The organism is Mycobacterium sp. 852013-50091_SCH5140682 (genome assembly GCF_001665685.1).
Taxonomy (GTDB): Bacteria; Actinomycetota; Actinomycetes; order Mycobacteriales; family Mycobacteriaceae; genus Mycobacterium.
Map to the genome: position 1 here is coordinate 18024 of NZ_LZTB01000122.1, position 22647 is coordinate 40670.

Genomic DNA, 22647 nt, shown 5'->3' on the forward strand with positions numbered 1-22647 from the left:
CTCCCTGTGCACTATCATTCTGACGTAGCGAGAATACCATTCTCAATAAGTGATAGTATCTTCTCAACCGTCCGGCAGGACGATCTGACTAAGGAGAGGCCGGCGAAGGTGTCCGATGGGTCGAGTCGTGGCTGACGCCGTCGCGCTCGCGTACGGAGACCGCGTGTACACCCGCGCCGAACTTGCCGCCCACACCGGCGCAGTGGCTCAGACGTTGCGCCGCCGGGGAGTCGCCCGCGGCGACCGCGTGGCGCTGATGTCGTCCAACCGACCAGAGTTCGTGACCGCCTTGCAGGCCATCTGGACCCTCGGCGCCGCCGCGGTGTTGCTCAGCCCGGCCTGGAAAGCCGGCGAGGTGGCCCACGCTCTGGCGCTGACCGCTCCCGGACATGCGCTGGGCGACCACGATGTACTGGCCGCGCAGATGCCGATGCTGCCACTCGATGAGCTGATCGGCGCACCAGCAGACGCCGAACCCTGGGCGTACGAGGGGCCCGAACCCGACGCCGACGCACTGTTCGTGTTCAGCTCCGGCACCACGGGCCTGCCCAAGGCGGTCCGGCACACCCACCGCGGTTTCGCCGCGGCGATTCGGCATTGGCGCTCAGCGCTGGGCCTGACTGCCGGCGACCGGCTGCAGATCATGACCCCACCGTCACACATCCTGGGACTGCTCAACATCGCGACCGCACTCGACACCGGGGCCTGGATCCGGCTGCATCAGCGCTTCGATGTCGAAACGATGTTGAGCCACATCGAATCCGACCGGATCACGATCGAAATGGCAGTGGCACCTATCGCCTTGGCGCTTGCCGCACATCCGCATCTGGAGCGCTATGACCTGTCTTCACTGCGCTATCTCATGTGGTGCGCCACGCCGGTCACCCGCAGCGTCGCCGACGCGGTCACGGCGCGGTGCGGGATCAGCTGGGTCACGGCCTACGGTGCCACCGAACTGCCCGTCATCTCGTGTAACCCGTTGCGCGGTGGACGCATTGACACCGTGGGACGGCCCGCAGCCGGGGTCAGCGTCCGGATCGGCGACGGCGGGGAGATACAGGTGTGCTCCGATTCGGTGATGGCCGGTTACCTGCCTGCCGAGGCCGGCGCCGACGCGTTCTGCGACGGGTGGTATCGCACCGGCGACATCGGCCACCTCGATGACGACGGCTTTCTCCACATCACCGACCGCAGTAAGGAAATGGTCAAGGTGCGGGGATTTCAGGTCGCTCCCGCCGAGGTCGAGGCCGCTCTGCACGGCCATCCGGCGGTCGCGGACTGCGCGGTGTTCGGTGAATCCGACCCGGTCGACGGAGAGGCCGTCGTTGCCGTCGTGGCAGTCACGTCCGCGGTGACGGCCGCGGAACTCATCGAGCATGTCGGGGACCGGCTGGCGTCGTACAAACGGCCCGCCCGGGTGGAGTTCGCCACCGAAATACCCCGATTACCGTCCGGAAAGGTTTTGCGACGAGTGTGCAAGGAGCGGCATGGACGTCCGTCTGACGGCTGAACAGCAGCAGCTGCGCGAGGCCGCAGCCAAGCTGGCCGACGATCTCGGACCCGGTGCGGTCCAGGAGTTGTCGGATGACGGGCGGATCGCCCGGCTGGAGAGCACCGTGGCCGCCACCGAATGGCGGTCGCTGCGTTCCGACGGAGCCTCCGGGGTCGAGGTGGCGATCGTCGCCGAGGAGTTCGCGCGCGGGCTGGTCGATGTGCCGTTCCTCGGACCGGTCCTCGTCGACGATCTGTCGCGCCGGCTCGGGCGGTCGGTGCCGGTCTCTGCAGGCGTCGCAGGCACCGCGGGGGTGGATCTGACCCGCAGCAGCGCCGGGGTGATCGAAACACCTTGCGAACTCGGCGAATTGGCCGCCGAGGATTCGCAGCGGTGGTATGCGCTGGCGTTGACGGCCAGCGCGGCCGACCTCCTCGGAGCGGCTCGCGGCGCCCACGCTCTGGCCTGTGACTACGCGAAAGTTCGTGAGCAGTACGGCTCGACGATCGGCTCATACCAAGCGATCGCGCACCTGCTGGCCGAAGGGCTGGCGCTGATCGAAGGGTCCATCAGCGTGCTGCGGCATGCCGCGTGGGGCGTCGACGAACTGCAGGCGGACGAGGCCGTGCAGGCCGCGCGCATCGCCAAGATCTATTGCGCACGGGCCGCCCGCACGGTGTGTGAGACCGCGATCCAGGTGCACGGCGGCATCGGAAACACCTGGGAATGCCTGGCGCACGTGTATCTGCGCCGCGTCCTGACATCGACCGAACTGTGGCCCGTCGGACTGGAGGATATCGATCTTGGACTTTCGTGATTCACCCGAAGAAGCGGCCTTCCGGGACCGACTCCGCACGTGGCTGGCCGACAACGCCGCGTCGTTCAAGGCCTCCGGCGACGAGTACTGGGCGCAACAGGGAACATGGCACCAAGCCCTTTATGCCGCAGGATTTTTCGGAACATCGTGGCCCAAGGAGTTCGGCGGGCAGGAGCTGGCGCCGGTCTACGACGTCATCGTCGACGAGGAACTCGCCCGCGCAGGCGCCCCACCACGGCCCAGCCTCGGCTACCTGGTGGTGGGGTTGGGGCATCACGGCAGCAAGGAACTGCAGCAGCGGTTCCTACCCGGGATGATCAACGGCACTGAGCGCTGGTGCCAAGGATTCTCCGAGCCCGGAGCCGGGTCCGATCTGGCGTCGTTGACCACCACGGCAACCCGCGAGGGTGACAACTACATCATCAACGGGCACAAGATCTGGACCAGTTACTCCGATGTCGCCGACTGGTGCCTGGTGCTGGCGCGCACGGACAAGGATGTGGCGCGGCACAAGGGCATTTCGGCGTTCATCGTGTCGATGCACCAGGACAGCATCGAGCAGCGCCCGCTGCAGATGATCAACGGTGTCACCACCGAGTTCGGGCAGGTGACCTTCGATGGTGCGGTCGTGCCCGCATCGCACATGGTCGGCGAGCCGGGTGACGGGTGGCGCCTTGCGATGACCGTGGTCAGTCATGAGCGGGAGCCGTCGACGCTGGGGTACTCCGCACGGTACGGAAAACTGGTGCGGGAGATGGCATCTCGGGTTGATGGCAAGGTTCCGGATGAGCTGGCGTGGGCGGCGGTCCAGGCCGAGATGCTGCGCCTGCACGTGCGCCGACGGCTGTCCGAACAGCTCGACGGCATCAACCACGGCCCGCAGGGGTCATTGGACAAGCTGTTGATGACGTGGGTGGAGCAATCCGTCGGCCACGCTGCGCTGGCGGTGACCGGCACCCGTGATCCCGAACTGCTCAGCGCCTATCTCTACAGCCGCGCTCAGAGCGTCATGGGCGGCACGTCGCAGATCCAGAAGAACATCATCGCGTCGCGAATCCTCGGACTGGGGGTCTAACAGATGTACGGAATGCCGGAAGAAATCGACGTGCAGGCCGACGGCGGCCTACGCATCATCACGCTGAATCGGCCCGATGCGCTCAACGCCGTCAACGACAATCTCCATGTCGGGTTGGCGCGGTTGTGGGAGGCGCTCAACGAGGACGCCGACGCGCGTGCGGCGGTGATCACCGGTGCGGGCCGGGCGTTTTCGGCCGGCGGTGACTTCCACTACCTCGATGAGTTGCGACGCGACGAGGCCTTGCGGCAGAAGACGATCAAGCACGGACGCGATCTCGTCATCGGCATGGTGCGTTGCCGCATCCCGGTGATCGCCGCTGTCAACGGGCCGGCGGTGGGACTCGGCTGCAGCCTGGCGGCGCTGTCCGACGTCGTCTACATCGCCGAGAATGCGCACTTCGCAGACCCGCACGTGCAGATCGGTCTGGTGGCCGCCGACGGTGGTCCGCTGGTGTGGGGTTCGCAGATCAGCCTGTTGCAGGCCAAGGAATTCGCATTGACCGGCGCGCGAATCAACGCCCGGCGCGCGGTCGAACTCGGCCTGGCCAACCACGTCGTGGAGGACCCGCTCGCCGAGGCGATCGCGTGTGCCAAGAAGCTCATGGACCTGCCGAGGCAGGCGGTCGAGGCCACCAAGCGGTTGATGAACATCCAGCTCGAGCAACAGGTGATGGCCTCACTCGACTACGCCAATCTCGCGGAATACGTATCGTTCGGCACCGCCGATTTCAACCGGATCGTCGACGGCCTGATCACCTAGCACCGCGAGTCACCTTGCAGGGCGGGTCACCTTGCACCGCGGGTCACCTTGCACCGCGGGTCACCTTGCACCGCGGGTCACCTTGCACCGCGAGAGTGCGTGTCTGCTGCCCGCCACTCCGTGTCGGGGCAGCATTCCACGCACGCTCGCGGTCGCCTCAGGTGTCGAGTTCTTCGGAACGCTGCACGGTGCCGGTGATCCCCCCAGCGTCTTGACCGGCCAACACCACCGCGGCCCGCGCCATGGCCTCCGGTGGTTCCACCATCTCGGGTGGAATCTGCATGCCGGCGGCGTGCCAGCCTTCGGTCAGCACCACCCGCGACGGGCTGAGGCAGTTGACCGCGATGTTGTCGGAGCGCAGGTCTGCGGCCAGACCGAGATACAAGCGTTCGACAGCGGCCTTGGAAACCCAATAGGCGTTGGCGCCGGGCATGTCGACGCCCGTGGTGGTGATGGCGATCAACGAACCGCCGCCGCGGGCCCGGACCTGCGGGATGATCGCCTTGGTCACCAGGAAGACACCGGTGAGGTTCACGTCAAGGCAGAGCTGCCAACGCTTCAGGGGCGTGGTCTCCACGGGGCCGAGCCAGAGCACGCCCGCGTTGGCCACCAGGATGTCGATGCCGCCGAACTCCGAGATGGTCGCGGCGACAGCGTCATTCACGGAGTCCTCGCTGGTGACGTCACACGCGACCGGTAAGGCCCGTCCGCCGGCTTCGGTGATCTCTGCGGCCACCGAACCGATGGTGCCCGCCAGCTTGCCCGGTTGTTCGGAGCGTGCCGCGACCGCGACGGCCGATCCCTCGGCGGCCAGTGCGCGAGCAACCGTCGCGCCGATGCCACGGCTGGCGCCTGCGACGAACGCGACCTTACCCGCGAGCGAGCCTGCCGGCAGTTCATGCACGTTCGTGGCCCATCGAGCGTGCGTGACGCGCTGACACATACCGGCGTGTCGCCCGGCAGACGCGCACGCTCGCGGTGCAAGGGGGCGGCGGCAAAGCAGTCACTTCGGGGGGAACCGCAGCGCCCCGTCGAGGCGAATGACTTCGCCGTTGAGATAGTCGTTCTCGATGACACTCTGGGCCAGTTGCCCGTATTCCACCGAACGGCCCATGCGCTTGGGGAACGGCACCTGCGGACCCCAGTACTGCTCGAGTTGGTCGGCCGCCTTGCCGTAGGCCGGGGTGTTGATGGTGCCCGGCGCGATGGTGACGACGCGAATGCCCAACGGGGACAGATCCCGCGCGGCCACGAGCGTCATGCCCAGCACGCCACCCTTGGCCGCGGAGTAGGGCAGTTGGCCGATCTGGCCTTCGTATCCGGCGATGGAGGCCGTGTTGACGATGACGCCGCGGCTACCCTCGTCGAGAGGCTCCGTCTTGGCGATCGCCGCTGCCGACAGCCGCATCACGTTGAACACCGCGGTCAGATAGAACTCGATGGTCTTCTTGAAGCCATCGAGGTCCAGGGGCGATCCGTCCTTGCCGACCAGCCGACCACCGCTGGCCGGGCCGCCGTGCGTATCGACGGAGATGCGCAGCGGACCAAGTGATTCCGCCTCGGCGATCGCGGCCAGTACCGATTCCTCTGAGGTGGCATCGGTGGCGACGTAGCGAATGCCCAGCTCCCTCTCCAGCGCCGCGCCTTTGTCGTCGGCAAGGTCGGCGACGACCACCTTGGCGCCTGCGCCGTGCAACCGGCGGACGGTCGCCTCGCCCAGGCCGCCGGCGCCGCCGACGACGACCGCGGAGCTACCGGCGATCTGCATAGGGTTCCCCTTCTTGCAATTAACACTCTCAATCGATGAGAATAACATTCTCATGTCGGGTGAACCAGTAGGACCTTCGACTGTCGAAGCGCTCATCGCCGCCGCGCGCAGCGGATCGCTGCGCGCGACCGGCCGGTTGTTGAGCCTGGTCGAAAGTGGCCGCCGGAGTGAGGTTTTGGCGGCCATCGATACCACGACACCGACGCCGCGCGTCATCGGCGTCACGGGTCCGCCCGGGGCGGGCAAGTCGACCACCGTGGGGGCGATGGTCGGCGCCTACCGTGCGACCGGCCTGCGCGTCGCGGTCCTGGCCGTCGACCCGTCCTCCCCGTACAGCGGCGGCGCGCTGTTGGGTGACCGCATCCGGATGGCTGCCCACATCAACGATCCCCACGTGCTGATCCGCTCGGTGGCGACCCGCGGGCATCTGGGTGGTCTGGCCGCTGCGGTGCCTGCCGCGATCCGCTTGCTGGCGGCGTTGTCGTATGACCTCGTCATGTTGGAGACCGTCGGCGTCGGGCAGTCCGAGATCGAGATCGCTGCCATCGCGGATCCGACGGTGGTGATCCTCAACCCCGGTGCCGGCGATGCGGTGCAAGCCGCCAAGGCCGGTCTGCTTGAGGTCGCCGATCTGGTGGTGGTCAACAAAGCCGACCGCGACGGCGCCGACCAGACCGTGCGCGACCTGCGCGCCGAGACGAAGGCTCCGGTGCTCAAACTCGTTGCCGCACAGGGGGAGGGGCTCGCCGAACTGGTGGAGGCGATCGATGCCCACCACCGCGCCGACACCTCCGAGCGGCGCACCGCCCGGGCCCGAGCGCAGATCCTGTCGCTGGCTCAGACCCTGTTGCGTAACCACGCCGAACTGGACCGGTTGGCGGGTGCGGTCGCCGACGGCAGCAGCGATGCCTACACCGCGGCGGCGCGGTTGATCGCGGATTCAGGCGGGTAGCGCGACGATACGCCGCATCGTCTGCAGCAGTTCGGTGCGCAGCGTGTCGTCGTCGATATCGGCCACCAGTGGGTGCATGACCGCGACGCTGATCACCCCAGAGAGCATGGCCGCATGCACGCGCGCCGTGGTGCCCGAACCGCCGCCGAGCAGTGCGGCGTAGAGCCGATCGATGAACTGCTGAAACGGTTGGTGGTCGGCCAGTAATCGCACCACGACGGGATCGAATTGCAGTGTGCTGGCTGCCCGCCGACGCGCGACAGTCATCTCGATCACCCGGGTCAGCAGGACCTCGCGGGCCCGCATGGGCGAGCCTTGGGCCTCTGCCGCCTCCAAGGCGTCCTCCAGTTGACCGAGTTCGCGCTCAGTCAGCGCGATGACGATGGCTTCCTTGGTCTTGAACTGGTGGTACACCGCGGCTTTCGTCACGCTGATGGCGTCGGCGATCATCTGCAGCGACGTGCCGCTGACACCGTGCTCGGCGATGAGCTCCAGCGCCGCATCGAGGATGCGGGTCTGTGCGGCACTGCGCGGCGTCCAGAGCATCCCCCGAGGGTAGCCGACTGGCTATCCCGAGCGGTCAGGTGACGGACTTGCCCGTCGCTGCGGTGTACCCGCTGCGGTACCCGAACACCATGGCGGGCCCCAGGGTTCCGCCCGCGCCGCCGTAGGCCTTGCCCGTCACACCGGCCATGGCATTGCCCGCGGCGAACAGCCCGGGGATCGGCGCCCCGCTGACATGCAGTACGCGCCCGTCCCGGTCGGTGCGCGGGCCGCCTTTGGTGCCCATCGCGCCGATCGTGACCGGCACGGCGTAGTACGGGGCGGTGTCGATCGGGCCGAGTGTCTGACCGGCCGGCGTCGCGGCCGACGGGTCGCCCCAGTAGCCGTCGTAGGCGCTGGAACCGCGGCCGAAATCCGGGTCGACCTCGCGCGCGACGTTCTCGTTCCAGGACTGCAGAGTGACGGCCAGGCCTTCTGGATCGATGCCGGTCTTGGCGCCCAGTTCGGTCACATCGGCCGACGGCGAAAACCAGTCGGGCACCGGCTCGCCGGGGGAGACCCCCAGGAATCCGTAGCGGTGCAGGTGGATCGAGTCGAAGACGATCCAGCCGGGATCGTTGGCATATCCGGTTTTCGGATCGAGGTACTGGAACGGCCCCGCCATCGAGTTGTATTCGCCTGCCTCGTTGAGGAAGCGTTGACCGGCCCGGTTGACGATGATGCTGCGCGGCCGCGTGCGTTCCAGTCGCACGCTGCGGCTGCGGGGGTGACCGTCGATGGTGTCGCCGGGAATCTGCACAACCGGCACCCACCAGGCTTCGCCCATGTTGGCCAGATCCGCGCCGTGTGCCATCGCCATCCTCAGCCCGTCGCCGGTGTTGTTGGGTGGCGACACCGGACCGCGCATCGGCCCGCGCAGGTACGCCTCGACGAGCCTGGGGTCCCACTCGAACCCACCGGTGGCCAGCACCACTCCGCCCCGCGCCCGCACGCGAATATCCATGCCGTCCATGCAGATTCGGACTCCGGTGATCTCTGTGGAGTCCCCGACCAGCTCGATCGCACGAGCGCCGGTGATCGGCTGCACACCCAGTTCGAGCAGGCCGCGCAGTAAGCCGGCGATCAGCGCCGTACCCGCGACGCAGAAGTCGGCGTCCGGGTCGTCATAGCCGGCGTGGATGCGCGCGCGGGTCTCGGCGTCGATGCCGACGTTGCTGAAATCGGCTGGGAACGACGTGATCCGGTCCCGCCAGGGGCCCAGCCGGGCGAGGTCGACGGGTCCCGCGCTCAACGAGCGTCCGCCGCCGGGCCGCCCGCCGGGCAGCTCGGGTTTGTAATCGGGAAAGCCCTCGGCGACGGCGAACCGCAGCTCGCTGTGTTCCTCGACGAAGTCGAGCATGCCGGCGCCGGTGCGCACGAACGTCTCGACCAGTTCGGTGTCCATGTAGCCCAGTGCCTGCGCGCGCAGGTACGCGAGCGCGTCGGAGACCGGAAGCGGCCCGTCGGCGCCGCGGTCGTGGGCGGGGATCCAGACGATCCCACCCGACACGGCCGTAGTTCCGCCCACGGTGGCGGCCTTCTCGTAGACGGCGACCGTGGCGCCGTTGACGGCGGCGGTCAGTGCTGCCGTCAGCCCGGCCCCTCCGCTGCCAAGTACCACGACATCGACCTCGTCGTCCCAATCTGTCATTGCTGCATGGCCTTTCAGTGCAGGATTGTGGACAGTTCGTGCGCGGCGCGCACCACCGCGTCCTTGCCGCCGAGGACGACGTCCTCGCGGTGCGAGATCAAGTTGATGCACGTGGGCGGTGACGGCGCGCGCCTGCGGACCGGCACCGCCAGCCCGAAGGTGTTCGGCTCGATCTCGCCGTGGGTGATCACCCAGCCCTGTTCGCGGGTCCGGCGAACCAGATCGCGTTCCGCGGGGCGCGGTGCCATGCTCGCCAGCAACGCCGCGCCCGCGGCACCCAGTTCCAGCGGGTGCCGGCTGCCCTCGTGGAACGAGAGTTGGTAGAACACCTGGGTCGGCGTGAGCACCGCGACCGCCACCTGCTGGTCACCTTCGGCCACCAGGAGCGACACCGTGGTGCCGAGTTCGTCGGCAAGTGCGCGCAGCGTCGGCACGCACAGCTGGCGCAGGTTGTTGTCGAACGACGAGCCGAGCACCGCAAGCGCGGCAGCGGGGCGGTATCTGCCGTCGTCTCCCTTTGCGACATAACGGAATTGGCTCAACGTCGCGAGCAGCCGGTAAGCGATGGTGCGGTGGGCGCCGAGATGGTCGGCGACCTGTTGAACGGTCAATCCGTTGGGGGCGTTGGCGATCGCCTGTAGTGCACTCAGGCCTCGCGCCAGCGTCTGTGACCCGGGAACGCCGTTGGGTGCACCGTCGGTCCGCGGCTGGGTGACCGGGTTCGGCATCGCGCCCCTCCTTGACAGAGATCTCCACGAGAGTAATGCTCTGATAATAATGCACGAACATGTGCGATAAATGAGCAAAGTGCTTACATAATTCGAGAATGGCATTCTCACACGCCAGAGAGGAGATCATGACAAGCACTGCCGCTGTGTCTGTCACTCGCCCTGCGGAGTTCGAGAGCGTGTGGAGCGATCTTCAGGGTGTCGCGTTCTCCCAGGGCTATCTCGACGTCGCGGGCGTGCGTACGCGTTACCTGCATGCCGGAGACGAGGCGCTGCCGACACTGGTCCTGCTGCACGGGTCGGGCGGCCACGCCGAGGCCTACGTGCGCAACCTGGCGTCGCATGCCGAGCACTTCTCGACCTGGTCGATCGACATGCTCGGCCACGGCTATACCGACAAGCCCGGTCATCCGCTCGAGGTGGCGCACTACGTCGAGCATCTGATCGGCTTCCTCGACACGATCGGCGTTCGCCGGGCGCACATTTCGGGTGAATCGCTCGGCGGCTGGGTCGCGGCCCGGGCAGCCGTTGATCATCCCGACTGTGTCGACCGGCTGGTGCTCAACACCGCCGGTGGTTCTCAGGCCGATCCCGCGGTGATGAAACGCATCGTCACCTTGTCCATGGCGGCGGCCGAAAACCCCACCTGGGAGACGGTGCAGGCGCGCATCAAGTGGCTGATGGCAGATAAGACCAAGGATTGCGACGACATTGTGGCCAGTCGTCGGCGCATCTATCGTCAGCCGGGCTTCGTCGCGGCGATGAGTGACATCATGGCGCTACAAGATCCCGAGATCCGTGCCCGAAATCTCCTGGGACCCAGGGAGTATGGTTCGATCACCGCGCCGACGCTGGTGGTGTGGACCAGTGACGACCCGACTGCGGACGTGGCCGAGGGGCGACGCATCGCCGACATGGTCCCCGGCGCCCGGTTCGAGGTGATACCGGGATGCGGGCACTGGCCGCAGTACGAGGACCCCGACACCTTCAACCGACTGCACCTGGATTTCCTGCTGGGGCACTAGTGGCGGACGAACTTGCACTCAACTACGACGTCGTCATCGTCGGCGCCGGCCCGGTGGGCCTGACACTGGCGAACATCCTTGGTCTGCAAGGTGTTCGGACACTCGTCGCCGACGAACGCGACTCGCTGATCGACTACCCGCGCGGAGTTGGGCTGGACGACGAGTCACTGCGGACGTTCCAGTCGATCGGCTTGGTCGAGGCGATCCTGCCGCACACCGTGCCCAACCAGATCCTGCGGTTCTACGACGGCAAGCGACGGTTGCTGGCCGAAATGTCGCCTGCCGACGTGCGGTTCGGGTGGCCGAAGCGCAACGGCTTCGTGCAGCCGATGGTGGATGCGCAGCTGCTGGCCGGCCTGGACCGCTTCGACCACGTCCGGGTGGCATGGGGGCGCCGAATGGATTCGGCCGCCCAGAGCGGCGACGGCGTGACCGTGCACCTCGGCCCCGACACCGTGCAGGTGAAGTACCTGGTCGGGTGCGACGGCGGACGCAGCGCCACCCGGCACCTGATGGGCGTGTCCTTCGACGGCACCACCTCGGCCACCCGCTGGGTGGTCATCGATCTCGCCAACGACCCACTGGGACACCCGAACAGCGAGGTGGGTGCCGACCCCGACCGCCCGTACGCGTCGATCTCGATCGCACACGGCATCCGGCGCTTCGAGTTCATGATCCATGCCGACGAAACCGACCAGCAGGCCGAAGATCCCGTGTTTGTGGCGCGGCTGCTGGCACCGTTCATCCCGCATCCCGAACGGGTCGACGTGATCCGGCAGCGTGCCTACACCCACCATTCCCGCATCGCCGGTGCCTTCCGAGCCGGGCGGATGCTGCTCGCCGGGGACGCCGCCCACCTGATGCCGGTGTGGCAGGGGCAGGGCTACAACAGCGGTATCCGCGACGCGGCCAACCTCGGCTGGAAGCTGGCCGCCGTGGTCAACGGGCAGGCCGCTGATCCGCTGCTCGACAGTTACGACGTCGAACGGCGCAAGCACGCCCGGGCCATGATCGACCTGTCCACCATGGTCGGCCGCGTCATCTCACCCACCAACCGACGTGTCGCCGCAATACGGGACCGGCTCATCCGCGGTGCCTCGGTGGTGCCCGCACTCAAGCGCTATGTGCTTGAGATGCGGTTCAAGCCGATGCCTCGCTACGACCAGGGTGCGATCCACCACCCGAAGCCGCCGAGCCAGACCTCCCCGGTGGGCACCCTGTGGATCCAGCCGCGGGTCGATACCCGCGAGCAGTGCGATGTGCTGCTCGACGATGTGATCGGGCCGGGCTTCGCGGTGCTGTGCTGGAACAACAATCCGCGAGCCGTGCTCGGTGCAAAGGCCTTCGGCCGGTGGAAGGCGCTGGGCGCGAGCTTCATTGCCGCGCGACCCCAGACGCAGCTGCACTGGGACGCCGATGGCCAACCCGCCGATCCCGACGTCGTGATCGTCGGCGACCGCAGCGGCGCGCTCAAGGCGTGGTTCGACGGTCACACCGAGTCGGTACTGGTGATCCGCCCCGACCGGTGTATCGCCGGAGCCGACATTGCCCAGCGCGCACCGGAATTGAGCGCCGCCCTGTTCGACGTCCTGCACGTGACGGGGAAGGGAGGTGACGATGCCGATCGCCCTGTGCTGTATGTCCCACAGCCCGCTGCTGAATCTTCCGGGGCCGCCGCGGGATCTGCGTGACGAGATCGACTCCGGGCTCGACGCGGCACGCGCGTTCGTCGCCGCGTTCGACCCGCAACTGGTGGTCACGTTCTCACCCGACCACTACAACGGCTTCTTCTACCGGCTGATGCCGCCGTTCTGCGTCGGCACCGCCGCGACCGGCGTCGGTGACTACGGAACTCAGGAGGGCCCGTTGGACGTCGCGGCGGACATCGCCGAGGCGTGTGCGCAGGCCTGCTGGGAAGCCGGTGTGGACGTTGCCGTCTCGTCGAGTATGGACGTCGACCACGGCACCGTGCAGCCGCTGCAGGAGCTGTTCGGCGACGCGACCGCGCGCCCGGTGGTGCCGATCTTCATCAATTCGGTGGCCGCCCCGCTGGGCCCGTTGTCCCGGACCAGGGCGCTCGGCACGGCCGTCGGTGCCTATCTCGGGACTCTGAACCTGCGCGTGTTGGTGCTGGGATCCGGTGGACTATCCCATGATCCGCCGGTGCCGACGCTGGCCAGCGCGCCTGCCGCGGCGCTGGGCCGGATCGTGCACGGGGTGGCGATGACGCCAGAGCAACGGCTGGCGCGGCAGGCCGCGGTGCGCCAGGCCGCGCAGGATTTCGCCCACGGTGAGAGCCCGTTGCGTCCGCTCAACCCGGATTGGGATCGCAGTCTGCTCGACATCTTCGACGAGGGCAGGCTCGCTGATCTGGACGGCTGGTCCAACACGTTCATCGCGGCAGAGGGCGGCAACTCGGCTCATGAGATCCGCACGTGGCTGGCCGCGTTCGCCGCGCTCGCCGCTGCCGGACCGTATCGGACGGGAAACCATTTCTACCGGGCGGCACCGGAATTGATAGCAGGCTTCGCGATCAGGACGGCGGTACCCAGCGCATCATGACCTCAGCACAGTTCGACCACACCGTGGACCTGCTGGTGATCGGCTCCGGCGGCGGTGGCATGACCGCTGCGCTGACCGCCGACGCGTGCGGGCTCGACACGCTCGTCGTCGAAAAGTCGCCCCAGTTCGGCGGATCCACCGCGCTGTCCGGCGGTGGCATCTGGGTGCCGGGGGCACCTGCGCAGCGACGAGCGGGGTACGTGCCGTCGCCCGATGGCGTGTTCGCGTATCTCAAGCAGATCACCGAGGGCACGGTCAGCGATGCCCGATTGCGTCAGTACGTGACGGCTGCACCCGAGATGATGGATTTCCTGGAGCGCACCAGTGATTGGTTCGAGTTCGTCTGGAAGCCCGGATACGCCGACTATTACCCGGAGCTGCCGGGCGGGTCCGCGCAGGGCAGCACCATCAACGTGCCGGCCATCGACCTGCGCAAGCTCGGTGCCGAGGAACGCCATCTGCTGACCCCGCTGGCGCTGGCGCCCAAGGGAATCTGGTTCGCCCCCAAAGACCTTCGGCTCTTCTACCAGATCCGGCAGAACTGGCGCGGTAAGGCCGTGCTGGTGAAACTGATCTGGCGGATGTTCCGCGCCCGGGTGTTCGGCGACCGGCTGGCCGCCATCGGCCAGTCCCTGGCCGCCAGGATGCGGCTGGCCATGAAACAGCACGACATCCCGCTGTGGCTCGACACGCCCATGACCGAACTGATCACCGGTCCGGGCGGCGAAGTACTCGGCGCGGTCGTGCAACGCGACGGGCGGCCGCAGCGGATCCGGGCCCGGCGCGCGGTGATCCTGGCCTCGGGCGGTTTCGATCACGACATGGACTGGCGCAAAGAGCATCTGCCGGTCCTGGAGAAGGATTGGAGCTTCGGCAACCCCGCGTCCACCGGTGACGGCATCCGCGCCGGGGAAAAGGTAGGTGCAGCAACCGATCTGCTCGACGAGGCCTGGTGGTTCCCGGCGATCTGCTGGCCCGACGGGCGGCTGCAGTTCATGCTCAACGAACGGATGATGCCGTCACAGTTCGTCGTCAACGGTGAGGGCAGGCGATTCATCAACGAAGCCGCGCCGTATATGGATTTCGCGCACGCGATGATCGCGGGCCAACAAGGCGGGGTCACCCATATCCCGTGCTGGCTGATCACCGACATCGGCTCATTCCATCGCTATGTGGTGGCCGGGCACCTGCCGATCCCGAAGATCCCGTTCGCGCCCGTGCCCACCGGACGCAAGGTGCCGCAGGCCTGGCTGGATTCCGGTGTGGTGATGCAGGCACAGAGCTGGGATGAGCTGGCCGACAAGATCGGTGTGCCCCGGGAGAATCTGCGGGCCACGGCCGAGCGGTTCAATCAGCTGGCGCAGGCCGGTCACGATGACGATTTCAACCGGGGTGACAGCGCTTACGACAACTACTACGGCGACCCGACGCTGCCCAACCCGAATCTGCGCCCGCTCGGCAAACCGCCGTACTACGCATTCCAGATCATCCTGGGTGATCTGGGCACCTCCGGTGGGTTGTGCACGGATGAGCACGCGCGCGTGCTGCGGGCCGACGGCACGGTGATCGAGGGCCTCTACGCGGTGGGCAATGTGTCCGCAGCGGTGATGGGCCGCAGCTACGCGGGGGCCGGGGCCACCATCGGCCCGGCCATGACGTTCGGCTACGTCGCGGCCAGACATGCCGCCGGCCGCTCGGACGTGGCCGCCGTGACCACAAAAACCTCACTGCAGCAACGGATTTCCTAGGAGGGAAACGACATATGAAGATCTCGTTGTTCTACGAATTCCCGCTGCCCCGACCCTGGTCGGACGGTGACGAACATCAGCTGTTCCAGCACGGTCTGACAGAGGTGGAGGCCGCCGACAAGGCCGGGTTCTCCACGGTCTGGCTCACCGAACACCACTTCCTCGAGGAGTACTGCCACTCGACAGCGCCGGAGATGTTCCTGGCCGCGGCGAGCCAACGCACCAAGGACATCCGGCTCGGATTCGGCGTCATGCACCTACCGCCGCCCATCAACCATCCGGCCCGCATCGCCGAGCGGGTCGCCACGCTGGACCACCTGTCCAATGGGCGGGTCGAGTTCGGCACGGGCGAGGGGTCCTCGGTCGCCGAGCTCGGAGGTTTCGACATCGACCCAGCCGACAAGCGCACCATGTGGGAAGAAGCCCTTGAGGTGTCGATTCGCTGTATGACGGAGGCGCCGTTCACCGGATTCAAGGGGGAACACGTCGAGATGCCGGCCCGCAACGTCATCCCCAAGCCGCTACAGAGCCCGCACCCACCCGTGTGGGTGGCCTGCACCCGTCCGTCATCGGTGCAGATGGCCGCGCAGAAAGCCATCGGCGCACTGAGTTTCGCGTACACGGGGCCCGAGGCACTCAAAGAACGCGTGGCCGGCTACTACCGGGAATTCGAAGAACAAGGCGCCCCGGTGACCCCGGCGATCAACCCCAACGTGCTCGCCATCGGCGGCGATCTGTCGATGATGGTCGCTCGCAGTGACGAGGAGGCACTCAAGCGGCTCGGTATCGGCGGCGGCTTCTTCTCGTTCGGAATCATGCACTACTACCTGACCGGCATGCACACACCCGGTCGTACCAAGGTCTGGGAGCGTTACGAGCAAGCGGTCAAGGAAGATCCGACGCTGGCGTACGGGCCGGGCCGCGGTGCCATCGGCTCGCCGGATACGGTGCGGGAGTTCCTGCGCGGTTACGAGGACAGTGGGGTTGACGAGATCATCCTGCTGCTCAACCCCCGCAGCCACGAGGGCACGATGGAATCCATCGAGATCATGGGCCGGGAGATCCTGCCCGAGTTCATCGAGCGGGACGCCAAAGCCGTTGCCGCCAAGGCCAAGCGACTCGCACCGGTGATCGAGAAGGTCGAATCGCGACGCCAACCGTCGGAGGCTCCGTTGTTCGACGAGACGTACTCGTTCGGTGGCCTGCCGACGGGCCGCGGTGGCAAGTTCACCGCAGGGGAGATCCCTGAGGCCATGGCCGAGATCAACGAAGGCCGGGTCAAGGCAGCTCAGGCCGAGAAGGCTGCCCGCGACGCGGCAAGCTGACCGACGACATGTGGCGCTATGACGGCCGCCGTGTCGTCGTCACCGGATGCGCTTCGGGCATCGGCGCGCATCTCGCGGCGCAGTTGACCGAGCTGGGGGCACACGTCACGGGAATGGATCTGCGTCGACCCGAACATCTTCCGGCGCGGTTCATCGAGGTGGACTTCGCCGATGCCGAGTCCATCGATGCCGCCGTCGCTGCCGTCGACGGACCCGTCGATGCGCTGTTCAACGTCGCCGGGGTGTCTTCGGGGATCGGCAAGCCGGTGCTGGTGGTCACCGTCAACTTCCTCGGCATGCGGCACTTCACCGAGGCGCTGTTGCCAAAGATGCCCGACGGTGCGGCAATCGCCAACGTGTCGTCACTGGCGGCCGCGAACTACCGGGAAAACGCGGCCCAGACGGCGGGCCTGCTGGCCACCACGTCGATGGCGGACGGCATCACCTGGTGCGAGGCCAATCCCGACGCGCTGGCCGACGGCGGCTACCGGCTGTCGAAGGAGGCGATCATCCTCTACGGAATGACCCGCGCACTCGCCCTGGGAGACCGCGGGATCCGGATCAACTGCACCGGGCCGGGCGTCACCGACACCCCGATCCTGGACCAGCTGCGCGGTGCGTACGGCCAGGACTATCTGGACGCATTCCCCAAGCGGCTGGGCCGGGTGTGCGGCGCTGACGAGCAGGCATCGGTTCTGGCCTTCCTCAATAGCCAAGCGGCAAGCTACATTTCCGGGCAAGTCATCTGGGTCGACGGTGGCACCGTCGCCGCCAGGATCGCGGCAACCCTGAAAGGGGAGCACCAGTGGCCGATATGACCGACTTTCGCCGCGTCGCCGACGATGTGCGCAACTGGGGACGCTGGGGCGACGCCGATGAACTCGGCACGCTGAACTTCATCACCGCCGACAAGGTCGCCGAGGCTGCCGGCCTCGTCAAGCACGGCACGGTGTTTCCGCTCGGTGTCGACTTCGGCTCGTCGGGCCCGCAGGGGGCATTCCATTTCCGGCAGAACCCCACCCACGTGATGACCATCGACGGCGGCGATACCAACACGCTGCTGGAGTACGGGCCCAAGTGGCTACAGAACCCGGCGGCCGGACAACTAGCCGGCTATTTCGACGGCAACCCGATGCGGTTCAACGACGACCTGATCATCATGCCGCTGCAGGCCGCCACCCAATGGGACGCGTTGTCGCACGTGTATTACGAGGAGCTGCTCTACAACGGTTTTCCGGCGAAATCGGTGACGAGCGCCGGGGCCTTCCACTGTGGGATAGACAAGGTGGACGGCAAGGGCATCACCTCGCGCGGTGTGCTGCTGGACATCGTGCGGTTGCGTGGGGCCGACACGTACTGCCCGTTGGGCGACCCGATCATGCCCGCCGAGCTCGACGCCGCTGCCCGCAGCCAGGGTGTCGAGGTGCGGCATGGTGACATCGTCTTGGTCCGAACCGGTTGGTGGGCGCGGTTTTTGCAGACCGGCGACGGGGCCGAACCCGGAGCCGGGCTGGACTGGACCTGTGCCTCGTGGTTGCACGATCACGAGGTGGCCGCGGTGGCCGCGGACAACCTGATGGTGGAGAACCCGGCGTCCGGGGTCGACGGCGCGTTCTTGCCGATGCACATGCTGTGCCTGCGCGACATGGGTCTCATGCTCGGCGAGTACTGGGACCTGACCGCACTGGCCGCCGACTGCGCCGCCGACGGGGTCTACGAATTCCAACTCGTCGCTCCACCACTGCGTGTCACCGGAGCAGTGGGTTCTCCGGTGAATCCCATTGCGATCAAATGAGGAGAGCATGACGTCGACCGAGAGAGTCCCGTTCGTCGTAGGTCTCGGCGGCACCTTACGCGCCCGGTCATCGACCGAACGCGCACTGCGGTACTGCCTGGAATCGGTACAGCGCCAGGGTGGTGAGGTTCGGATGTTCGCGGGCCCCGATCTCGAATTGCCGATGTACGAGCCGCAGTCCCTGGCCCGCACCCCCGCCGCCCTGGAGCTCGTGAAAGCCCTGCGCGACGCCGACGCCGTCGTGGTGGCGTCACCGGGGTACCACGGTGCCATCTCAGGTCTGGTCAAGAACGCGTTGGACTACATCGAAGACCTCCGAGAGGATCCCCGGGTCTATCTGGACAACACCCCGTGGGGCTGCATCAGCTGTGCGTACGGCTGGCAGGCCGCGGTCGGCACACTGGGGCAGTTGAGGTCCATCGGCCACGCCTTGCGTGCCTGGCCGACACCGCTCGGCGTCGCGATCAACTCCGCCGAGCAGATCTGGTCCGACAGCGGGGAACTGGCCGATGGCCCGGTCCGCGATCAGCTCGACCTCCTCGCCACCCAGCTGCTCAACTTCGCTGTGTCCGGCGCAGGTGCCCGATGACCTACCGGCGCCGCAGCATCGAGATCGACGGGCTCGCCACCAGTTATCTGGAGGCGGGCAGCGGCGATCCGGTGGTGTTGCTGCATGGCGGCGAGTTCGGGGCGAATGCCGAACTGGGTTGGGAACACACCATTGCCGCCCTCGCCGAGAACTACCGGGTGCTGGCGCCGGACATGCTGGGCTTCGGGGAGAGCGCCAAGGTCGTCGACTTCACCGACGGGCGCGGCATGCGGATCCGGCACGTCGCCCGGTTTTGTGCCGAATTGGGTGTCGACTCCGCGCATTTCGTGGGCAACTCGATGGGGGCCGTCAATCTACTGGTCGATCTGACGTCGACCGACCCCAGGCTTCCTGCGCGATCGCTGGTGGCAATCTGCGGGGGCGGAGAGATCCAGCGCAACGAGCACAGCGCGGCGCTCTACGAGTATGACGCCACCCTCGAGGGCATGCGCCGCATCGTCACCGCGCTGTTCGCCGACCCCGCCTATGCGGCCGACGACGCGTATGTGCAGCGACGGTACGACTCGAGCATCGCGCCTGGGGCCTGGGAAGCCTTGGCGGCGGCCCGGTTCCGCCGTCCTGGTCTCGAACCGCCACCGCCACCGTCGTCGCGGCGGGCCTACGATCGCATCGGCATCCCGGCTCTGATCGTCGAGGGTGCCCGCGACAAGTTGCTCCCCGCGGGTTGGGCTGCGGCGATCGCCGGTCAGATCGCCGGGGCGTGCAGCACGGTGATCCCCGAAGCGGGACACTGCCCACAGATCGAACGGCCTGCAGCGGTCAACGCGGTGCTGGTGAACTTCTTGAAAGAGGTGTGATGAACGAGCTGGCGGGCAAGGTCGCGGTGATCACCGGCGGCGCGGCAGGACTCGGTGAGGGCCTGGTGCGCCGCTTCGCCGCAGAAGGTGCGCACGTGATGATCGGGGACGTCGAAAAGGACCGCGGCGCTGCCCTGGCCGTCGAGCTGGGGGACAGCACGTCGTTCCTGGCGACCGACGTGGCAGACCCTGAGCAGGTCGGTGCGTTGACCGCCGCTGCGGTCGAGCGGTTCGGCGGTCTGGACATCATGGTGAACAACGCCGGGGTATCGGGCACCATGCACCGGCGCTTCATGGACGACGATCTGGCGGACTTCCACCACGTGATGGGGGTCAACGTGCTCGGCGTGATGGCAGGCACCCGGGACGCTGCCCGGCACATGTCTGTACACGGCGGCGGTTCGATCATCAACCTGACGTCGATCGGTGGGATCCAGGCCGGTGGCGGCGTGATGACCTACCGGGCCTCCAAGGCCGCCGTCATCCAGTTCACCAAATCCGCGGCAATCGAGCTGGCGCACTATGAGATTCGCGTCAACGCCATCGCGCCCGGCAATATCCGGACGGCCATCGTCGCGAAATCCGCGTCGGCCGAGGATCGCGGGCGGATCGAGCAGTTCGAAGCGGGGATCCGGGCACAGATGCGGGCCGACCGTCCGCTCAAGCGGGAGGGGACCGTCGATGACGTCGCCGAGGCGGCGCTGTACTTCGCCGGTGACCGGTCGCGTTATGTCACCGGTACCGTGCTGCCGATCGACGGCGGCACCGTGGCGGGCAAGGTCATCGTCCGCAAGGAGAAGCCCTAGCGCCGAGACGACGCTTCTTGGCGAGGTAACCCGGTTACCGCGCCAAAAAGCGTCGTCTCGGCGAGTTAAATCAACTGCTTGACTTAGTGACACTATGGGCGTTGACTGTAATGGTGACGACAGCCCGAACCGAGCGGGTCAGCTCCACGCAAGAGGCCATTCTCAAAGCGGCTGAACGGCTTTACGCCGAGCATGGCGTATTCGCGGTGTCCAACCGTCAGGTCAGTGAGGTGGCAGGGCAAGGCAACAACGCCGCGGTCGGTTACCACTTCGGCACCAAGACCGACTTGGTCCGGGCCATCGAGCACAAGCACCGCGGCCCCATCGAGGAGCTTCGCGAACAGATGGTCGCCGACCTGGGCGGTTCGGCCGATCTGCGGGACTGGGTCGGTTGTCTGGTGCGTCCGCTCACCGATCATCTTGCCGCACTGGGTAACCCGACCTGGTACGCCCGTTTTGCCGCTCAGGTGATGACGGACCCGGCGTACCACGACATCATCGTCAGGGACGCGCTGAGCAGTCCGTCGCTGGTTGAGGTGATCGACGGGATGACGAACTGCCTGCCGGATCTACCCGCTGAGGTCCGCGCCGAACGCAACATCATGGCGCGAAACCTGTTGATGCACAGTTGCGCAGACCGTGAACACGGCCTGGCCCAAGGGGCGATTGTGCCGCGGGCCTCGTGGTCGGATGCGGCCTCGGGACTCGTCGATGCGATCGTCGGGCTCTGGCGGGCGCCGGTCACTCGGGAAGGCTAGAACCACGTGAAAATCTCTGTCGACCAGGACAAATGCGTCTCGTCCGGACAGTGCGTGCTCAACGATTCCGAACTGTTCGACCAGCGTGACGACGACGGCGTTGTCGTCCTGCTGCAACCCAGCCCCGGCGCCGAACACGTCGATGGTGCCCGGCGGGCAGCGGCGGCCTGCCCCGCCCTGGCCATCGCGATCGAGGAATGAGATCCCCTGTATGTCCGAAACTCTGACTGAAGTCGACATTCCCGACTATCCAATGGAGCGCGACGCGAGGTGCCCGTTCGCTCCGCCGCCGCAGATGTTGGGTCATGACAGCGGGCTGTGGCGGGTGCGGATCTGGGATGGCAGCACTCCGTGGCTTGTCACGGGTCACGAGGAGGCCCGCGCCCTGTTCGCCGATTCGCGGGTCAGCGTCGACGATCGTCGTTCGGGCTTCCCGCACTGGAACGAGCACATGCTCTCCACCGTCGACAAGCGACCGCGTTCGGTGTTCACCTCCGACGCCGAAGAACACACCCGCTTCCGGAGGATGCTCTCCAAACCGTTCACCTTCCGCCGGGTCGAGGGGTTGCGGCCGGCGATCCAGAAGATCACCGACGAATGTATCGACGCGATCCTCGCCGGTCCGCAGCCTGCCGACCTCGTCGCCAAACTCGCGCTGCCGGTCCCGACCGTGGTGATCAGCGAAATGCTCGGTGTCCCTTATGAAGACCACGAGTTCTTCCAGCATCACGCCAATGTCGGCCTGGCGCGCTATGCGAGCGCGGAGGACGGCCAGAAGGGCGCGATGAGCCTGGCGCAGTACCTGATCAACCTTGTCGAGGCCAAGCAGCAGAACCCCGCCGAGGACGCGGTATCGGATCTGGCCGAGCGGGTCAACGCCGGTGAAATCAGCGTGAAAGAGGCTGCGCAGCTGGGCACGGGTCTGCTCATCGCCGGTCATGAGACGACCGCCAACATGATCGGCATCGGCGTGCTGGCATTGCTTGAGAACCCCGAACAGGCCGACCTGTTGCGCAACACCGAGGATCCGAAGGCGATCGCCAACGCCGTCGAGGAACTGATGCGGTACCTGTCCATCATCCAGAACGGTCAGCGGCGCGTCGCCGTCGACGACATCGAGATCAGCGGCCAGACCATCCGCGCCGGCGAAGGCATCGTCATCGACCTGGCCCCGTCGAACTGGGACGCCAAGGCCTTTGCGCATCCGGACAAGCTGGATCTGAGCCGCGACGCCGGGCAACAGCTGGGCTTCGGGTACGGCCGCCATCAATGTGTGGGCCAGCAGCTTGCTCGCGCCGAACTGCAGATCGTGTTCCACACCCTGTTGCGCCGCATTCCCACGCTGCGGCTGGCCATTCCGTTCGACGAGGTGCCGTTCAAGCACGACCGCCTCGCCTACGGCGTCTACGAACTTCCCGTCACCTGGTGACCTA

The 22647-nt window shown here is 66.9% G+C and carries 23 protein-coding genes; 18 read left to right on the plus strand and 5 right to left on the minus strand.

From position 1 onward, the window contains the following. Positions 1 to 115: 115 nt before the first annotated feature. Genes A5784_RS31870 through A5784_RS31885 form a run of 4 tightly spaced genes read left to right on the plus strand, consistent with a single transcriptional unit; the run spans position 116 to position 4146 of the window. Positions 116 to 1510: a class I adenylate-forming enzyme family protein gene (locus A5784_RS31870; protein ID WP_064948864.1), complete on the plus strand. Its 1395-nt coding sequence runs from the start codon at positions 116 to 118 to the stop codon at positions 1508 to 1510. After that, positions 1488 to 2309 (plus strand): acyl-CoA dehydrogenase family protein, encoded by an 822-nt coding sequence (locus A5784_RS31875; protein ID WP_064948865.1) that lies wholly within the window; start codon positions 1488 to 1490, stop codon positions 2307 to 2309. Before A5784_RS31870 ends, A5784_RS31875 begins: the two co-directional genes overlap by 23 nt. Further along, positions 2296 to 3384: an acyl-CoA dehydrogenase family protein gene (locus A5784_RS31880; protein WP_064948866.1), complete on the plus strand. Its 1089-nt coding sequence runs from the start codon at positions 2296 to 2298 to the stop codon at positions 3382 to 3384. The genes A5784_RS31875 and A5784_RS31880 overlap by 14 nt, the downstream gene beginning before the upstream one ends. Positions 3385 to 3387: 3 nt before the next feature. Continuing rightward, the gene (locus tag A5784_RS31885) at positions 3388 to 4146 is read left to right on the plus strand and encodes an enoyl-CoA hydratase/isomerase family protein (protein WP_064948867.1); all 759 of its coding nucleotides are present in this window, start codon (positions 3388 to 3390) and stop codon (positions 4144 to 4146) included. 157 nt (positions 4147 to 4303) lie between these two features. Here A5784_RS31885 and A5784_RS31890 read toward each other — a convergent pair whose 3' ends face one another. Then, positions 4304 to 5089 carry an SDR family NAD(P)-dependent oxidoreductase gene (locus A5784_RS31890; protein ID WP_064948868.1) on the minus strand — a complete coding sequence of 262 codons (786 nt, stop codon included), beginning with the start codon at positions 5087 to 5089 and terminating at the stop codon, positions 4304 to 4306. A gap of 60 nt (positions 5090 to 5149) precedes the next feature. After that, positions 5150 to 5914 (minus strand): SDR family NAD(P)-dependent oxidoreductase, encoded by a 765-nt coding sequence (locus A5784_RS31895; protein WP_064948869.1) that lies wholly within the window; start codon positions 5912 to 5914, stop codon positions 5150 to 5152. A 52-nt stretch (positions 5915 to 5966) separates the two neighbouring features. Between A5784_RS31895 and meaB the strand changes: the two genes are divergently transcribed. After that, complete coding sequence (meaB, locus tag A5784_RS31900; protein WP_064948870.1) at positions 5967 to 6866, plus strand: methylmalonyl Co-A mutase-associated GTPase MeaB; 900 nt, start codon at positions 5967 to 5969, stop codon at positions 6864 to 6866. Here meaB and A5784_RS31905 read toward each other — a convergent pair. From A5784_RS31905 to A5784_RS31915, 3 genes are read right to left on the minus strand one after another with little or no spacing between them, the layout of a single operon-like run. Then, positions 6855 to 7412 (minus strand): TetR/AcrR family transcriptional regulator, encoded by a 558-nt coding sequence (locus tag A5784_RS31905; RefSeq protein WP_064948871.1) that lies wholly within the window; start codon positions 7410 to 7412, stop codon positions 6855 to 6857. The two genes, meaB and A5784_RS31905, sit on opposite strands and share 12 nt — an antisense overlap. Before the next feature lie 34 nt (positions 7413 to 7446). Next, positions 7447 to 9060, minus strand: a complete 1614-nt coding sequence (locus A5784_RS31910) for an FAD-dependent oxidoreductase (protein WP_064948872.1) — start codon at positions 9058 to 9060, stop codon at positions 7447 to 7449. Between the two features lie 14 nt (positions 9061 to 9074). Beyond that, positions 9075 to 9788 (minus strand): IclR family transcriptional regulator, encoded by a 714-nt coding sequence (locus tag A5784_RS31915; protein WP_064948873.1) that lies wholly within the window; start codon positions 9786 to 9788, stop codon positions 9075 to 9077. Between the two features lie 128 nt (positions 9789 to 9916). Between A5784_RS31915 and A5784_RS31920 the strand changes: the two genes are divergently transcribed. From A5784_RS31920 to A5784_RS31980, 13 genes are all read left to right on the plus strand, one after another. After that, positions 9917 to 10813, plus strand: coding sequence for an alpha/beta fold hydrolase (locus A5784_RS31920; RefSeq protein WP_064948993.1), 897 nt, complete (start codon positions 9917 to 9919; stop codon positions 10811 to 10813). Then, positions 10738 to 12504 (plus strand): bifunctional 3-(3-hydroxy-phenyl)propionate/3-hydroxycinnamic acid hydroxylase, encoded by a 1767-nt coding sequence (locus A5784_RS31925; RefSeq protein WP_082945214.1) that lies wholly within the window; start codon positions 10738 to 10740, stop codon positions 12502 to 12504. Before A5784_RS31920 ends, A5784_RS31925 begins: the two co-directional genes overlap by 76 nt. Continuing rightward, positions 12431 to 13375: a 3-carboxyethylcatechol 2,3-dioxygenase gene (locus tag A5784_RS31930; protein ID WP_082945215.1), complete on the plus strand. Its 945-nt coding sequence runs from the start codon at positions 12431 to 12433 to the stop codon at positions 13373 to 13375. The genes A5784_RS31925 and A5784_RS31930 overlap by 74 nt, the downstream gene beginning before the upstream one ends. Then, a complete protein-coding gene (locus A5784_RS31935; RefSeq protein ID WP_064948876.1) occupies positions 13372 to 15123 on the plus strand; it encodes an FAD-binding protein in 1752 nt (583 codons plus the stop codon). Before A5784_RS31930 ends, A5784_RS31935 begins: the two co-directional genes overlap by 4 nt. Before the next feature lie 14 nt (positions 15124 to 15137). Continuing rightward, positions 15138 to 16448 carry an LLM class flavin-dependent oxidoreductase gene (locus tag A5784_RS31940; protein WP_064948877.1) on the plus strand — a complete coding sequence of 437 codons (1311 nt, stop codon included), beginning with the start codon at positions 15138 to 15140 and terminating at the stop codon, positions 16446 to 16448. 8 nt (positions 16449 to 16456) lie between these two features. After that, entirely contained in the window at positions 16457 to 17266 is an 810-nt protein-coding gene (locus tag A5784_RS31945; RefSeq protein ID WP_064948878.1) for a coniferyl-alcohol dehydrogenase, read from the plus strand. After that, on the plus strand, positions 17263 to 18243 hold the full coding sequence (locus A5784_RS31950) for a cyclase family protein (protein ID WP_156750910.1): 981 nt from the start codon (positions 17263 to 17265) through the stop codon (positions 18241 to 18243). The genes A5784_RS31945 and A5784_RS31950 overlap by 4 nt, the downstream gene beginning before the upstream one ends. A 7-nt stretch (positions 18244 to 18250) precedes the next feature. Continuing rightward, on the plus strand, positions 18251 to 18832 hold the full coding sequence (locus tag A5784_RS31955) for an NADPH-dependent FMN reductase (RefSeq protein ID WP_064948880.1): 582 nt from the start codon (positions 18251 to 18253) through the stop codon (positions 18830 to 18832). After that, a complete protein-coding gene (locus A5784_RS31960; protein WP_064948881.1) occupies positions 18829 to 19650 on the plus strand; it encodes an alpha/beta fold hydrolase in 822 nt (273 codons plus the stop codon). Before A5784_RS31955 ends, A5784_RS31960 begins: the two co-directional genes overlap by 4 nt. Further along, a complete protein-coding gene (locus tag A5784_RS31965; protein WP_197514951.1) occupies positions 19647 to 20456 on the plus strand; it encodes an SDR family NAD(P)-dependent oxidoreductase in 810 nt (269 codons plus the stop codon). The genes A5784_RS31960 and A5784_RS31965 overlap by 4 nt, the downstream gene beginning before the upstream one ends. 110 nt (positions 20457 to 20566) lie before the next feature. Next, positions 20567 to 21214 (plus strand): TetR/AcrR family transcriptional regulator, encoded by a 648-nt coding sequence (locus tag A5784_RS31970; RefSeq protein ID WP_064948883.1) that lies wholly within the window; start codon positions 20567 to 20569, stop codon positions 21212 to 21214. A 6-nt stretch (positions 21215 to 21220) separates the two neighbouring features. Next, positions 21221 to 21415 (plus strand): ferredoxin, encoded by a 195-nt coding sequence (locus tag A5784_RS31975; protein ID WP_064948884.1) that lies wholly within the window; start codon positions 21221 to 21223, stop codon positions 21413 to 21415. A 10-nt stretch (positions 21416 to 21425) separates the two neighbouring features. Further along, positions 21426 to 22643: a cytochrome P450 gene (locus A5784_RS31980; protein WP_064948885.1), complete on the plus strand. Its 1218-nt coding sequence runs from the start codon at positions 21426 to 21428 to the stop codon at positions 22641 to 22643. Positions 22644 to 22647 lie beyond the last annotated feature (4 nt).

What these genes read in the sequence shown, in the direction of transcription:
- A5784_RS31870 (WP_064948864.1), top strand. Translation starts at nt 116, where the DNA reads ATGGGTCGAGTCGTGGCTGACGCCGTCGCGCTCGCGTACGGAGACCGC.
- A5784_RS31875 (WP_064948865.1), top strand. Translation starts at nt 1,488, where the DNA reads ATGGACGTCCGTCTGACGGCTGAACAGCAGCAGCTGCGCGAGGCCGCA.
- A5784_RS31885 (WP_064948867.1), top strand. Translation starts at nt 3,388, where the DNA reads ATGTACGGAATGCCGGAAGAAATCGACGTGCAGGCCGACGGCGGCCTA.
- A5784_RS31890 (WP_064948868.1), bottom strand. Translation starts at nt 5,089, where the DNA reads ATGTGTCAGCGCGTCACGCACGCTCGATGGGCCACGAACGTGCATGAA.
- A5784_RS31895 (WP_064948869.1), bottom strand. Translation starts at nt 5,914, where the DNA reads ATGCAGATCGCCGGTAGCTCCGCGGTCGTCGTCGGCGGCGCCGGCGGC.
- meaB (WP_064948870.1), top strand. Translation starts at nt 5,967, where the DNA reads ATGTCGGGTGAACCAGTAGGACCTTCGACTGTCGAAGCGCTCATCGCC.
- A5784_RS31905 (WP_064948871.1), bottom strand. Translation starts at nt 7,412, where the DNA reads ATGCTCTGGACGCCGCGCAGTGCCGCACAGACCCGCATCCTCGATGCG.
- A5784_RS31910 (WP_064948872.1), bottom strand. Translation starts at nt 9,060, where the DNA reads ATGACAGATTGGGACGACGAGGTCGATGTCGTGGTACTTGGCAGCGGA.
- A5784_RS31915 (WP_064948873.1), bottom strand. Translation starts at nt 9,788, where the DNA reads ATGCCGAACCCGGTCACCCAGCCGCGGACCGACGGTGCACCCAACGGC.
- A5784_RS31920 (WP_064948993.1), top strand. Translation starts at nt 9,917, where the DNA reads ATGACAAGCACTGCCGCTGTGTCTGTCACTCGCCCTGCGGAGTTCGAG.
- A5784_RS31925 (WP_082945214.1), top strand. Translation starts at nt 10,738, where the DNA reads ATGCGGGCACTGGCCGCAGTACGAGGACCCCGACACCTTCAACCGACT.
- A5784_RS31930 (WP_082945215.1), top strand. Translation starts at nt 12,431, where the DNA reads ATGCCGATCGCCCTGTGCTGTATGTCCCACAGCCCGCTGCTGAATCTT.
- A5784_RS31935 (WP_064948876.1), top strand. Translation starts at nt 13,372, where the DNA reads ATGACCTCAGCACAGTTCGACCACACCGTGGACCTGCTGGTGATCGGC.
- A5784_RS31940 (WP_064948877.1), top strand. Translation starts at nt 15,138, where the DNA reads ATGAAGATCTCGTTGTTCTACGAATTCCCGCTGCCCCGACCCTGGTCG.
- A5784_RS31945 (WP_064948878.1), top strand. Translation starts at nt 16,457, where the DNA reads ATGTGGCGCTATGACGGCCGCCGTGTCGTCGTCACCGGATGCGCTTCG.
- A5784_RS31950 (WP_156750910.1), top strand. Translation starts at nt 17,263, where the DNA reads ATGACCGACTTTCGCCGCGTCGCCGACGATGTGCGCAACTGGGGACGC.
- A5784_RS31955 (WP_064948880.1), top strand. Translation starts at nt 18,251, where the DNA reads ATGACGTCGACCGAGAGAGTCCCGTTCGTCGTAGGTCTCGGCGGCACC.
- A5784_RS31960 (WP_064948881.1), top strand. Translation starts at nt 18,829, where the DNA reads ATGACCTACCGGCGCCGCAGCATCGAGATCGACGGGCTCGCCACCAGT.
- A5784_RS31970 (WP_064948883.1), top strand. Translation starts at nt 20,567, where the DNA reads ATGGTGACGACAGCCCGAACCGAGCGGGTCAGCTCCACGCAAGAGGCC.
- A5784_RS31980 (WP_064948885.1), top strand. Translation starts at nt 21,426, where the DNA reads ATGTCCGAAACTCTGACTGAAGTCGACATTCCCGACTATCCAATGGAG.